The 13867-nt window shown below is 36.9% G+C and carries 10 protein-coding genes; 3 read left to right on the forward strand and 7 right to left on the reverse strand.

The features are described from left to right. Nucleotides 1-13: 13 nt before the first annotated feature. From BQ8014_RS10630 to BQ8014_RS10650, 4 genes are all read right to left on the reverse strand, one after another. Complete coding sequence (locus BQ8014_RS10630; protein ID WP_080904312.1) at nt 14-1462, reverse strand: TlpA family protein disulfide reductase; 1449 nt, start codon at nt 1460-1462, stop codon at nt 14-16. Between the two features lie 149 nt (nt 1463-1611). Next, the gene (locus BQ8014_RS10635) at nt 1612-2724 is read right to left on the reverse strand and encodes a BF3164 family lipoprotein (RefSeq protein WP_160150070.1); all 1113 of its coding nucleotides are present in this window, start codon (nt 2722-2724) and stop codon (nt 1612-1614) included. Nucleotides 2725-2825: 101 nt separating this feature from the next. Then, a complete protein-coding gene (locus BQ8014_RS10640) occupies nt 2826-4031 on the reverse strand; it encodes a 6-bladed beta-propeller (RefSeq protein ID WP_160150071.1) in 1206 nt (401 codons plus the stop codon). Nucleotides 4032-4603: 572 nt separating this feature from the next. After that, a complete protein-coding gene (locus BQ8014_RS10650) occupies nt 4604-5812 on the reverse strand; it encodes a 6-bladed beta-propeller (RefSeq protein WP_160150072.1) in 1209 nt (402 codons plus the stop codon). A gap of 578 nt (nt 5813-6390) precedes the next feature. Here BQ8014_RS10650 and ahpC point away from each other — a divergent pair. Then, the gene (ahpC, locus tag BQ8014_RS10655) at nt 6391-6957 is read left to right on the forward strand and encodes an alkyl hydroperoxide reductase subunit C (RefSeq protein WP_080904317.1); all 567 of its coding nucleotides are present in this window, start codon (nt 6391-6393) and stop codon (nt 6955-6957) included. Between the two features lie 3 nt (nt 6958-6960). Next, nucleotides 6961-8514, forward strand: coding sequence for an alkyl hydroperoxide reductase subunit F (gene ahpF / locus BQ8014_RS10660; protein WP_080904318.1), 1554 nt, complete (start codon nt 6961-6963; stop codon nt 8512-8514). Between the two features lie 75 nt (nt 8515-8589). Here the strand turns inward: ahpF and BQ8014_RS10665 are convergent, their stop codons facing one another. Both BQ8014_RS10665 and BQ8014_RS19390 read right to left on the reverse strand, forming a co-directional pair. Then, the gene (locus BQ8014_RS10665) at nt 8590-9261 is read right to left on the reverse strand and encodes an SDR family NAD(P)-dependent oxidoreductase (RefSeq protein ID WP_255376326.1); all 672 of its coding nucleotides are present in this window, start codon (nt 9259-9261) and stop codon (nt 8590-8592) included. Further along, nucleotides 9262-9408: a hypothetical protein gene (locus tag BQ8014_RS19390; RefSeq protein ID WP_160150073.1), complete on the reverse strand. Its 147-nt coding sequence runs from the start codon at nt 9406-9408 to the stop codon at nt 9262-9264. It abuts the gene before it with no gap. A 161-nt stretch (nt 9409-9569) separates the two neighbouring features. Between BQ8014_RS19390 and BQ8014_RS10670 the strand changes: the two genes are divergently transcribed. Next, a complete protein-coding gene (locus BQ8014_RS10670; RefSeq protein ID WP_080904320.1) occupies nt 9570-9929 on the forward strand; it encodes a winged helix-turn-helix transcriptional regulator in 360 nt (119 codons plus the stop codon). A gap of 247 nt (nt 9930-10176) precedes the next feature. Here BQ8014_RS10670 and BQ8014_RS10675 read toward each other — a convergent pair whose 3' ends face one another. Next, nucleotides 10177-13782 (reverse strand): hypothetical protein, encoded by a 3606-nt coding sequence (locus BQ8014_RS10675; RefSeq protein ID WP_080904321.1) that lies wholly within the window; start codon nt 13780-13782, stop codon nt 10177-10179. Between the last annotated feature and the right edge of the window lie 85 nt (nt 13783-13867).

Here is a 13867-nt window from a genome sequence, read left to right on the forward strand (position 1 = left end):
TCGTTTTATTCGTTCATTTACTCCATCGGGCAAGTTTTTCATATAGGGTATCGGTCTGTTTTAATGCTGGGGCATTACGCTCCACGATATTACCCGCTTTATCAATGATCAAATAATGAGGAATATAGTTACCGAACTCTTTATAAATAGCCTTAGATAGCGCCGGACTTGCCAACAGATGGTAGCCTTTCAATTTGTAGTGTCGGATCGACTTTTCCCATCTTTCCTTATTTTCCGGTTTGTCCGTAGAGATATAAAGGAAAGCAATACCCAAGTCTTTGACCTTTTCCTTTATCCGAGGCAAATAAGGAAATTCATTGAGGCAAGAGCCGCACCATGTTGCCCAAAGATCTACATATATCACTTTCCCTTTTAACGATTTCATGGCATCCGCTAAAGAGTGAAAAGAAGAATCGCATGGAAGGATGTGATAATCGCTATCGGAGGCATCCGCTATCATGGCAGCATTAAAACGGTGATTCTCCTCAATTCCGGCTTCCAGAAACGACTGATAGGTATTCCCGGGGAAGCGTTCCTTCAGCAAATCATAAAGCTCCGGAACGATCGGATCATAGGTTTTATAACAAATATCCTCATTGATCAACGATGCCCAGGCATATTCCAGATTTTTACCGTTCAGATATTTAGCCAGTCTTTCAAAACTATCGAAAGAGGCTTTTCTGATGTTTTCGAGATTCCCGTTTTCCAATTTATAATCCAGTGCTAAAAGAGCGTCCAACAGAAAAGAAACCTCACGGAAGGATGAGAAATAGGGCGTATCGACCGACTTATCCATCCAATTTTCCAAAGCTTTTTTCCAATCGGCGGTTTGCAACGAGTCCGGCACATAGAACAATATTTTATACATAAATGCCAAACGGCTTCCCAAATCCAGATGGGTAAGCTGCTCATCAACAAAAGCGGCCTCGAGACCGGATCCTTTTATTTTCTTTTCGGCTTCCGTCTTTTTCCCATCCAACAGCTTTATAAACTCCGGCAATGAATTTGTTTGAAGAAGCAGATCATTACCTGGTTTTCTTATAATTAATTGGTTGCAATAATCCAGGTATTGCTCCGTTTTCTGCAAACAACGATTATAGTCTGCATTCGTTCCCCGGAAAGTGATGCATTCTTCCGAGATAGCAACCGTGTCCCGGCTGCCGGGGGTGAAATGCAGGGGCAGGACGGTCATTATCGTTTGATTCATCTTTGCTATATTCAGGGTGACGGATTTACCGATAGAAAACTTCATAAAAAAGAGACCCGTACGATCCGTTTTTGCTGCGGTACTTCTGGCAAACCCCTGCTCATAATCCGATAAATACTCCGTACCAGAAAACCAATACATAAATTCCTTATCCGGCAATGTCGTAAGCGTTAAGGACGCTTTATGCTGTGCCGGCAAAGAGAAAGTTATTACAAATTGTAATAACAAGATGAAGTATAACTTTCTTTGTTTCATTTATATTCTATATTTAAGGTTAACTTAGAACTTTCATTCGTTCCTCTTTTCATACAAAGAAAAGAAAAAAAGGAGTATCCCATGAAAAAAGAAGTATCCCAAGGAGCCCCTAATGATGTACTCAAAATTGTTATCTACAGACATTATACCTATTCGGGTATTGGGTATACAAAGAAAGGATCGTCATGGTTTGTGGATAACAGGTACAGTTTTTTATTTTTTTCGTCGACTGTAAAATATCCCCATTGATCCAATTTATACCTATGGATCGGATTGCCGTTCCAATCATACTGTTCTACATAGATATAATGTTTCTTTTGATTATTTTCCTTCCAGACTTCGGCGGGCGTTCGTCCGCTATACAAAAAATAGACATATTTCTCCTGCGGGCATACCCCCCAATAATGCGTTACGTTCTGATCCATGCCGTCTACCTTATATATCGTGTTTTCGTCATACTTTTCCCGTTCGAAATCGATCGTTCTTACAGCCCGGGCATCCATATCCATAAATTTCAGGAGTTTAAAATACTTGTAAGCATATACCATCCTGTTTTGGGAAGGATTGACGGCAAAATCACCGATATAGGCCGTCCACGATTTTATTTTAGGGTTCAATCCCAGATCGAAAACAAGCTTTGTGCCGATTGAATCTCCGGTATTATGTGTCCGGAAAATACTTTTTCCTGTCGAACTGGTTTCGGCATAGATAAAATCAGCATCAGCGATATTCTTGATGTCTTTATCACTGTACATACGGCTTTGTGCTTTTGTAAAAGCATATGGATAGGAGCTGATTTCCCCTTGCCGGTCAACCTTATACAATTTCTGGTTAGTGCTCTCAAACAGATAGCAAAGCAAAGTCGTATCGGGTGTTTCTACCAAACGGGGAGATCGAAACTCATCCGGACCGTCCCCAAATCTACCCTTGTATCCGAGAAATTTCATCTCCGGTAGGCGGAATAACATGAGCGACCTGCCGGTTTTCAGCAGCAGTTGGTCGCCTTTGATCAGTGCTTCTGCTTGATTAATCTGGAAGATAACAGTATCCGCAATGACTTGTTCCCCCTTTAGTTCGATATCCGGACCGAAAGGATCCTTGTCTTTGTAAAAGATATCTCCACCCTCGAGTTCCGGTATCTTTAACTCCTGTGCCATCCGGGCCGTATCGTTTTGATCCGTTTGTTGTCCTGAACTTTGCTTTCCCGAACAGGAACAGAGAGTAATCAGCGAACATAACATAAAATAACAGCCTGTTTTCATCTTCGGTAGTTTTAAAAGGTTACAATAAGGCATGAAAATTACGGATTATTCGTAATTTATGCAATCCTTTTTCATTTTTATTTTCTTCCGTACCCTTAAACTTATTTTTTACATTCATAATAAAAAATAATTGGGTTGGAGTCTGGTGTTAATGTGCGTATTTTATCTATTTTGTCTAAGTCCGGAACTAAATAGGGTATTCCATCAAGAAACATAGGAATTTGTTGATTATCAACATAACCATAAATCTTATTTTCATAAGAACACCCGATATTTTGAAGTCTAAAATTAATAGAGTATAATAAGTCATTGATCAAAAAGTTTGTACATTGAGTTTCTCCCGTTTTTTTATTATAAAGAACATACGTTGGAATCCCTTTTTTATAATATTTAAAATAAATAAAATCTCCGAATTCCATTAAGTTCGATACATCGTGAGCTATAGAATGTTCAAAGAAATAGGGGCTTTCCAAAAAATCAGAATTGTTCTCTCTTACTTTTTTTATAATATCTTTTGTAACCCATTCTTTAGATTTTATTACCAAGTATGGTCTGATTTTACCCTTATCAATTGTCATAACTGTATCCATAAAAAATTGTGTATATTTTGGACTACCTTGGTTTCTACAATAGAAAAAACTTTCATTTTTAAACGTAAATGCATTATAATCACAATTATAAATTGATACATTTAAGTATTTCTCTAAAGATAACCCAGTTTGTAAATCTATTTCTCTCAGCATATATCTTTTATCGGTTTCTTTATCATAGAAAGCATCTCCAAATAATTTACCGTCTTCATATTGAATATGTTGTATGCTAATTCCCTTTTCTTTTATTCCGATTGCATTGATATATTCTCCTGTTTCTATTTTATATTTATTAATTCTTCTCGACTCTGGGTCCATCAGGTATATTCCTTCTTTATTTTCATCAATGGTAAAATCGGAAGTGGCTATATACTCCCCCGGAGCTTGGCCAATAGAACCTATTCGTCTGATAAAACGGCCATCTTTATTAAAAACCAGTACTCCTTTTATGTATTGTTTATCTAAAATAAATATCTTATCTTTCCAAATTTGCACGCCATCGATATGGCCGAATAAAGATTCTTTATTGGTTTCCAAGAGAATGGTCTTAACATTCCTAAAATAAGACGAAAGTTTGATCGTATCTTGTTTTGTTGCTTTATCAAGATCGACTACGTAAAAATAGGAAGTTAGTCCATCAGAATATTTTTGATCTTTATTATCTGAAGAACAAGAGTATAAAATGGAAATGCAAAGTATTAAATATAGTTTTTTCATGTACCAATATTTTATTTTTAATATTAATGCCATTTCTATTATTTAACCTTTAGATGATGGCCTTTTAATAGGTAATGAATTTGTAACTGGATTTCAATTTAAGTAACTCTCGCATTTTTTTACAGAATATATAGCTCTTTCTATTTTTTCCTCCATGGCATTAGATTAACGATTTTATTAGAGGAACAATAAAAAAAGGGTTTACCCTAATATGTTTTTGTCAACAATAGTTAATGCGGACCTTTCTTGTCTTTATAAATTTAAATTCAGGGAAATAATTATCGAAACAATAAATATTGTTTTCTTATTCATAATTCTTTTACTTTAAAGAGAACGATCACGTCATTATCATCTTCTTTTAATAATAGATCTACTCTCCGCTGAACCTGTATCATAATAATAAAATTGGAAGAGATTGATCTGGTATAGAGATATTAGAGATTCTCATGTTAGAATGTAGAATAAAAAAAACAAGGTGATTCATATTTCCCCAATTCATTATTAGCAAAGGCATTATATACGATGCTATAAAAATAAATATGATGATATATTTATCGATATTGTCTTTCATTTCAGATTGATTTAAATTTGTAAAACATTAATACTGGATTGTCCTCTGGCGAAAGACTTTCTGCTATTTGTTTTCTCTCCTTTAAGAATATATTATCAAAAATTATTTTCTTTTTATCGATATTATTGCTCCAACCTATCAGAGAACTTATGTTGTATTCTGCGATGAACCAAGAGTTATACGTAGATAATATATTTGCACTCCCGTCGAATAGTTCGTTATCCCCTATTGTATAAAAAACGGAACATAAAGTATTCTTATTAGATTTAGAATAATACCCCCTAAAAGTAAAAGGGAAAGCCGGTTCACTAATTGAAAAAAATAAAATTTGATCATTTTCAAAGACTTGTGTAAGAGTATAAAATTCTCCTCTGCGCATATATTCTTTTAGCTTTTCAGGTTGTTCCAGAAGATTTGTGTTGAATTTTTTCTCTCCAAAATCAAAAGAATATTTTAATATTAGTTCGTTTTCCGAGATTTTACATATTTCATTGTTATATGGAGTGAAAAAGAAAGTGGAATCATTATATGTATAAAAACAACCTGTTTGAGGTGTCGTAAAAGAAATGCCATTTGGCTTATAAAGATCGGAATTATATGGAAAATAGACTTTACGGATTTGCATCAAAGAGTCAAGATACAGCAAATTGCATTCCTGTTTTAATGTTTCCTTATTGTTTCGATAATTAGCATAGGCAACCATACCTTTATTAGGTAAAGGAGTTATGCCTTCTATCCATACAGGTATTTTTTTCCTGTATAAGTACTGACCATTCATATCATATCTTATGGCCCAATAGGTCATTAAATCCGTTAGAATAATATGATTGTTTTTATAGTCAATATCAAAAAAATCAAGTTGTGTATACTCTCCTGGACCGGATCCAATTTTGTCTATTTTAAATAGATATTTTCCTTTTATATCAAAAACGAATAAGGAAGAACTTTGTGTATCTAAAATATAAATGCGGTCATTATAAACAATAAGTTTCTGAATATTACCAATTATTGACTCATCCGTTAATTCGAGAGTTACATACTTAATAGAATCAATATATGGTAGAATATTTATTTTATTATCAAAAGAAATATTGGGCTTTATGATTTCATAATTACTGGACTTAATAATCTCGCCTTCTTTGATTCTCTCATCGTTATTACATCCATTTAATGCTATTATTATAAAAGCAAATAATATTATTATTCTCATTACCATTGTTATTTGTATTATCGTTAGGTGATTTAAAGGATAAAGAAAGTTTACTAGCCCAATACTCCGGTCCAACATCGGCTTGCGACCACATGGTTAGTATTCCGAAAAATATAGACAATATAAAGAATGGGGCGATTTGTAACCATAATTTAATGTTTTTAAAACTATAATTTAACAACCGATATAACATGCAATATAGAGGAAATCATTTCCTAATATTGGGAAGAATATGCAGAAGGTTATAAAAATCAATGCGATAGAGTAAAAATATGCTTTTTTTATCATGAGAATAGAATAGATTTAAAGTATGTGTTTATCTGTCTAAATTTAACAAAAAAACAACGGACAAAGATTGTTTACATGTTTTTATTTCAAAGATTAATATAATTTGCATATTTCGGTGCATTGGGAAGTTAAATACCTATATGATTTTGATGTTTTCTATGAATTGATAGATATAACCGATCGCAATAATGCTTATAATAAATAGTATCGATATATATTTGTCATACGAAAAGTTTAAATAGTTACTAAATACAAATCATATATAAAACACAAATTAACTTATTAAGCGTATGGAACCGATTATCAATTCTCAAATTCCTGAATTCAGTGTTCAGGCTTTCTATCAAGGAAAATTCAAAACAATTACAGACAAAGATGTTAAGGGTAAGTGGGGGATATTCTTCTTTTATCCTTCTGATTTTACATTCGTATGCCCTACCGAATTGGAAGATATGGCCGAAAAATATGAAGAGTTTAAGGCTTTGGGCGTAGAGGTTTATTCCGTAAGCACCGACACTCAGTTCGTGCATAAAGCATGGCATGATGCCTCCGAGAGCGTGCATAAGATTCAATATCCGATGTTAGCTGATCCTACCGGAGCATTGAGCCGGGCTTTTAGAGTATATATTGAACAGGAAGGGGTTGCTTACCGCGGTACTTTCCTCTTTAATCCGGAAGGAGCCATTAAGGTGGTTGAGATACATGACAATGGCATCGGACGTGATGCTTCCGAATTGTTGCGTAAAGTAGAAGCCGCCCAATTCGTAGCTACCCATGAAGGGGAGGTTTGCCCGGCAAAATGGAAAAAAGGAGAAGCTACTTTGAAACCCAGCATCGATTTGGTAGGTAAGATTTAAGCCATGTTGGATTCTGCATTAAAAGAACAATTAAAAGGTATATTCGCTAATTTGGATGGCGAATATACCTTTGACATAACTGTATCTCCATCACATGAAAGCCGTTCGGAGTTACTGGAGCTTTTAAATGATGTGTCGGCCTGTTCCGATAAATTATCCTGCCGGGTGACGGAAGGGGAAGGGCTCGCTTTTACTTTATTGAAAAACGGCGAACCCACCGGCATCCGTTTTCGGGCGGTTCCTAACGGGCATGAATTCAGCTCCTTACTGTTAGCCGTTTTAAATGCCGACGGCAAGGGTAAAAACTTTCCGGATGAAAGCATCTGTAAGCGGGTGAAAGCATTGAAAGGCGATATCCGTCTGACGACATATGTTTCGCTGACGTGCACCAACTGCCCTGATGTGGTACAAGCATTGAATGCGATGACTACGTTAAATCCGAATATTAAGCATGAGACGGTAGACGGGGCGATCAACCAACCGGAGGTAGAGGCCTTGAAGATCCAGGGAGTACCCGCTGTTTTCACCCAAGGAAAGCTGATCCACTCAGGACGTGGAGAGTTCGGAGAACTTTTGAATAAATTGGAGGAAATATATGGCATCGATGAGGAAAAAGTAGAGGCGGTGGTGCGTAATTACGACGTTGTTGTACTCGGAGGTGGTCCTGCAGGGGCCTCGGCCGCGATCTATTCCGCCCGTAAAGGTTTGAAAGTTGCTGTTGTAGCCGAGAAAATCGGCGGACAGGTTACGGAAACGTTGGGCATTGAGAATCTTATCTCCGTGCCGTATACTGTCGGTAAAGAATTGGCAGATCATTTAAAGACTCACATGAATGCTTATCCTATTGATCTTTGGGAACATCGTAAAATAGAGAAAGTGGAGAACCGGGACAAAGAAAAAGTGCTGACAACCACTGGGGGCGAGCAATTTATTGCTCCGGCATTAATTATCGCTACCGGGGCCAGTTGGAGGCGTTTGAATGTGGCTGGAGAATCGGAATATATCGGCCGGGGGGTCGCTTTTTGCCCTCATTGCGACGGACCTTTTTACAAGGATAAAAAGGTGGCTGTGGTAGGAGGGGGGAACTCCGGCATTGAAGCGGCCATCGATCTGGCGGGGATCTGTTCGAAAGTAACGGTACTGGAATTTATGGATTCGTTAAAAGCGGACCAGGTATTACAAGAAAAAGCGAAAAGCTTATCCAATGTGGAGATTTTCGTTAATTCACAGACTTCGGAAATACTGGGGAATGGAGATAAGGTTACGGCGATACGCATTAAAGACCGGGCAACGGATAAAGAGCGGGTGATCGAACTGGACGGTATTTTTGTACAAATTGGATTGTCTCCCAATAGCGGAGTTGTGAAAGGGTTGGTCGAAACGACTCGCCCGGGAGAAATTGTAGTCGATTCCCATGGACGTACGAATGTTCCGGGAATTTATGCTGCAGGTGATGTAAGTACGGTTCCTTATAAGCAAATCGTCATTGCCATGGGAGAAGGAGCTAAAGCTGCTCTATCTGCCTTTGAAGACCGGATACGCGGAGCCTTGAACTAATCTTTCCGGTATGCGGCGGAGCGTTTCCGCTCTGTCGTACACCGGAAATAAAACATATTCTTTATTTCATTATGCTTATTTTATAAAACGACTACTGACTATTTTTAAATATTCTTCAATTGATTTATTAGAACGTAAATTCAGGATTTCTTCCGAATCACGACCTACTGGATTCCTGAACGAATTAATTTCACCTGTTGCCAACTTGTAAACTGTGCTGACAACATCCTCTATATTTGTATGTGGACTATTGATGTCCGTAGATTTACTGTCTAAATAAGCGTCTAAATGTTCATTGATTTCTGCATATACCGAGTCTTTTTTAGAAGGAAAGAATAAGGCGTTTGTACCCAATGAAGATTTAAAACCTCCCGGTTCGACTAAATGAATGTCAATATTTTGGGCTTTTAATTCATAATAAAGACCTTCCGTTAAACCCTCAACTGCAAATTTTGACATGGCATATATGGATGCGAGCGGAATATCTACACTTAATCCTATCAAAGAACTGATGTTAATGATTTTCCCATAGCCTTGTTTACGGAAACAGGAAATTGCTATTTGAATCATCCTGATTGCTCCAAGTACATTCACATCAAATACTTCTTTAATACTTTCTTCTGTCGTATTTTCCAATGACCCCATTATTGCCTTTCCTGCATTATTTACAATTAAATCAATCTGTTTAACTTTTTCAAAGACAGATTCTAATGTTCGTTGCATTTTTTTTCTGTCCGATAAATCCAGTTATATTTCCAAAACGTTTTTATTGTTTTTCCAACTGCCTTTGGGATTCCTACTTGTCGCAATGACATACCAATTATTATCAGCAAAAAAATCCGTTAATGATTTTCCTAAACCTGAACTTGTACCTGTTATTAATGCTGTTCTCATTTTTGTAATATTTTGAAAATAAATAAATTATAATGTATCTGGAAATAAAAAACAAGCTTAATCATTGTCGAACAAATTAAAGGATAATTCAAAAATAGATATTTTACCTCATTTGATGTATATTTACTCCTGATTGTATGATACTAACAAAAATGTAAGTAATGGGAAAAATAAAAGAGACATCAACAAATTTTGAAAACAAAAATATCCTTTCAACCAAATGCGACCAATACTATGCCGCAAATATTATTGGAGGACAATGGACGTTAATTATCTGTTGTCAATTAGCAGAAGGAGTAATGCGTTTTGGTGAATTTAAAAAGAGCATTCCCAATATAACGGAAAGAATGCTGACATTACAGTTACGAAAAATGAAAGAAAATAATTTAATAAAAGGAACTGTTTATGCTCAAGTACCTCCAAAAGTTGAATATGAATTAACTCCTATTGGCAAAGAATTAATCCCTATATTGGAACAATTAGGAGACTGGGGAGAAAGACATAAGAACATAAAAAAATGAAACTATAAAAATAGCTGTTATCTTTATTTTATAGCAGAGTTTTTGAACAATGGAAAAATTAAGCCAACCAGGGTGTTTTATGCCTGCCAACCTGATTTTTCCCCACTGGTCGAAGATCTTTTCCTAGTGATTCGAAGATCTTCGAGACCCTCCAGAGAAAGCTAAAGTGTCACTACTGAAAATTCAATTTGTCTATTATCAGAAACAAAATTCAGAATGCTCTATTGAGTAACTGATAAGTTAGTGACTATTGTTTGAAGCTTTCCGGCATCGGCTGTGTTTGTTCATTTTCTTCCTTTCCGAATCGGAAAAACTTCTTGACCTTCTGAAAAAAAGAAGAAACACCTTTTCCAAAGTCTTGCGTTGATTTGGGGATGCCCACGGTTTCAACCAGGGGAGGGCGCAATAATTGCCAAAAGTAATTGAAGGTAGAATGATAAGGATCCCGTTCTATATACAAATCGGGTTCCCGGGGTTTTGAAGTCTCATTTGAAGGATTATTATCTCGAACGACACGATTTGCCAAAGAGGAAATAAATTTGTTAGGCGTATCTTTATTTGAGTTCTTAAGGAAATTGACATTTAAATCATTGTATAAAAGGAGCATACGAATGTTTCCTCTTATACTGGACGCATCCATGGCAAAAGTCATGTTTTTCAGAAGGCCGCTTTTTACTTCCGCCGATGCCAATGGAATAAAAATCTGATTTAATTCTCGCAAATCAAAGGCGGGCATATGTGCATCCAACAGAAATTGATCATGTGACCGATCGATCGGAATTTGCCAAACTGCCGTAAAGAAACCGCTATCCATAAAGATACCGTCAATATCCAGTTTTAGGAATTGACCGGGTGTTGAGGCCACATTCGTAAAGTTGGAAATATGTCCGTTCAGGTTGCTGAACAGGATTTTTCCGGTACGTACTCCTTCCTTAGGCAATTCCTCGTAGACGACATTAAAGTTTTGCACATTCACATCCGCTATATTTAACTTCAACGGAAGTTTCTGCAAACCTTCATAGATCATCGGTTGGGATAGATGGGGGACAATAATCTGTTGATTCTTTAAATTATCCAGCTGGACATCTTTTATCAGAAGGCTTTTCGCCTGTAATTTATGGTTTGCGAAAGAGGCCGGATAATCAATTCCAGATAGTTTCACCTGTCCTACCGTCACATCAAACCAGTCCTTGTTCCGGGGATGTTTATAGGAAAACTCCATTTTAGGATATAAAGCTTTCAAATGAATCCGATCGATGGTCAATTCGTTCGTATGTTTTGTTAAATCAATGCCTCCAATTTCCAACGTGAACATACCACTATCAACCGGAAGGCTCAGTTGTTGCATATTCAAATGGATATTAGTGAAAGCCAGCTTTTTCGTTTCATTATTAACAGCCAGTCCTTCGAGGCCGAAAGAGGCCTGATGGATCGCTTGTTTCCGATTATCTCCATTTCGGGTATTCGTATAATCCAAGTTAATATCCGCTATTTCCAGATCCGCAACCTTCATTTGCCCGGCATAGTTTTTCAATCGATCATAGAGATCTTTCTTTACAGATATAGAGTCAGTGGGGATGCTGTCTTTATTTGCCAATGACAAACTAACCGACGGACTGATTATATTCAATAGACCTAACGAAAGAAGCTCTTTCGACCAGGAGACATCGTCCAAACGAAATTCCTTTAGATGAAGGCTTTGCCTGGATTCATTTTGTTTATGTAAAAAGGCAAAGTCAGAGAGAACCATCTGCTTTAACTTTACTTCATGCATTGAATCAGACATGAAAAATGAATTCAGGAGTAAATGATCTACGGAAGCATGCAAACTGTCCTGCCCTTCCCCCGGTTTTGCCCGGTTGACCGTTGCTTTTATTAATTTAAAAGCATCGACAGAGACTATTCCCGTATTAAAATATTGTTCATAATCAAACCCTTTCACCTCTATTTGCGGAGTGAGGATCGAAAAAGAGACATCTGGATCGGGTGAAGAAAAGGAGACATCTTTCAATTGTATATCCTTCCCCGTATTTGTCAGCTTTAAATCGCTGAATAACAAATGGTATTTACCTTTAAAAAACCAATTATCAAAGTTCTTAACCTCAGCCTTTCCAAAATGAAAAGGTAATAATAAAGAACGATTGATTGTCTCTTCATTCATTAGGAAATCAGTGGCATAGAAATTGAGGTTCTTCAACTCTTCATTTTCTCCCGACTTTAAATCATGATGAGAGAAATAGCCCTTGCTCAGATTTATTTCACGAATGAGCAGATGATTTAAAAAAGGAGAGAGCAAATCGATGACATTTTGTTTATTTCCGGCAACAGATGTGGTTTTCACCTGTTTCTTTCCATCGGAAATTCGATAATACGAGACTTGCGGCCTTGTTATGGTCAGTTGATTTACAGTGATACCCTGTTCATAAGATAGTCCTTTGGCCTGGATGGAAGTAATAGAAGCATCTAAATAATCATAGGAGGTATGGGTCGAGAAAGGAGATAATTTGATATTATCCACCCGGAAGTTCTGCCCGCCCGTATGAAGCTCAAGCCGGTCAAAACTGATCACATGGTTTTTGGACGGCATAGTTCCATTGAATTGATCAATCAACACACCAAAACTCTCGGCATATAGAAACTGTTTGTTCTTTTCCGATAAGGAGTCTATAAGGAAGTTTTGTACCAAGAGATCCAGGCGTTTCATCTGATATACATCTGTGCCGGTCTTTTTCTCTATCGAATATTGAAATTTAGCCTGATCTAACCGAACCGAATGAATCAGGATCGAACTCAGGATCGGGGAAAACATTCTATATAATGAAAAAGGACGATTGTCTTCCGTTGCCTCATCCGCCTCTCTTTCATTCTTCTGTTTTTCCAACTTGTCCGCATTCTTGTTTACAACCGTATATATTTCTACTTCCGGAGAGGAAATCGCAAACAATCGAGCTTCCAGATGACTTTTAGAATTGATCCGGGTAAATGCAATGCCACGGACAGCAATTGTATCTACGGCTGATTTGATATAGCTTTTCGCCAATTTATAGGTCAACGAATCCGTTTGTGGTACTAATTTCGCGCCGACAATCATGATTATTGAATCAACCGTACTCAACTGTATACTTTGGGTATTCAGCGAAAAGAGATCATTAGACAATAGTACTTGCGGTTGTGTGGCGGAGAAATCAAAGTTATCGCAATATAATAGTTTGCCGGACTTCGACGATAAAGAGTCCAAACGGAAAGAATACGCATGGAAGGCCGCATTTTCCAAACTATAACGAGTTGAGCTGATCGAATCGGAAGTGATGCAAGTTATGTTTGCATGATTCAAATTCATTGTTTCTACACTCACTTCATGTATAAAAGGAGGTAACATCTCATAGAGCGTCTTAAACTCGTATTCCTTATCCTTCTCCTCAACCATACCCGGATCCCGGGTATAATGAATTTCAATAGTCGGACGGTGGATTTCAAACAACTCAAAGTTGAGCTTTACAAAGTTAAATTTCCAGGCAAGGTTTACTCCTTTGAAATGTATATAATCAATGGAAAGATTAAGATAAGTCTCGGGCAAACTGTCATGTTCCGCCCATCGTTGATAAACAGCAGTATCCGGCTTTAATTCGATCTTATTGATTTTCAATTCGCCGTCCCAGAAACCGACGGAAAGATCCTTATAGGTAAACTGGTAAAAACCATCGGTCGCTTTAATAATCGTTTGACTTAACTCTTTTCTTAAAGCATTTTCGATACGGGCAATCAAAATCCAGTTCACTGCAACTCCTGCCAATAACAGCAGGGCCAGCGAAAAAAAAGAGATACTGATTCCTTTTCTCAGTTTTCTTCCCATAAGACAAAGGCTTAATTATACTTACAGTATGCAAGTATCGATCTTCCAAAGATACTGAATTTAAATATAAAGGAATCCTTTTTTA

Origin of the sequence: Parabacteroides sp. Marseille-P3160 (assembly GCF_900162725.1) — a bacterium.
GTDB lineage: Bacteria > Bacteroidota > Bacteroidia > Bacteroidales > Tannerellaceae > Marseille-P3160.

Bases quoted from the DNA above. Each gene is read 5' to 3' on its own strand.
- BQ8014_RS10675 (WP_080904321.1), bottom strand. From the start codon at position 13,782: ATGGGAAGAAAACTGAGAAAAGGAATCAGTATCTCTTTTTTTTCGCTG.
- BQ8014_RS10640 (WP_160150071.1), bottom strand. From the start codon at position 4,031: ATGAAAAAACTATATTTAATACTTTGCATTTCCATTTTATACTCTTGT.
- ahpF (WP_080904318.1), top strand. From the start codon at position 6,961: ATGTTGGATTCTGCATTAAAAGAACAATTAAAAGGTATATTCGCTAAT.
- ahpC (WP_080904317.1), top strand. From the start codon at position 6,391: ATGGAACCGATTATCAATTCTCAAATTCCTGAATTCAGTGTTCAGGCT.
- BQ8014_RS10670 (WP_080904320.1), top strand. From the start codon at position 9,570: ATGGGAAAAATAAAAGAGACATCAACAAATTTTGAAAACAAAAATATC.
- BQ8014_RS10650 (WP_160150072.1), bottom strand. From the start codon at position 5,812: ATGAGAATAATAATATTATTTGCTTTTATAATAATAGCATTAAATGGA.
- BQ8014_RS10630 (WP_080904312.1), bottom strand. From the start codon at position 1,462: ATGAAACAAAGAAAGTTATACTTCATCTTGTTATTACAATTTGTAATA.
- BQ8014_RS19390 (WP_160150073.1), bottom strand. From the start codon at position 9,408: ATGAGAACAGCATTAATAACAGGTACAAGTTCAGGTTTAGGAAAATCA.
- BQ8014_RS10635 (WP_160150070.1), bottom strand. From the start codon at position 2,724: ATGAAAACAGGCTGTTATTTTATGTTATGTTCGCTGATTACTCTCTGT.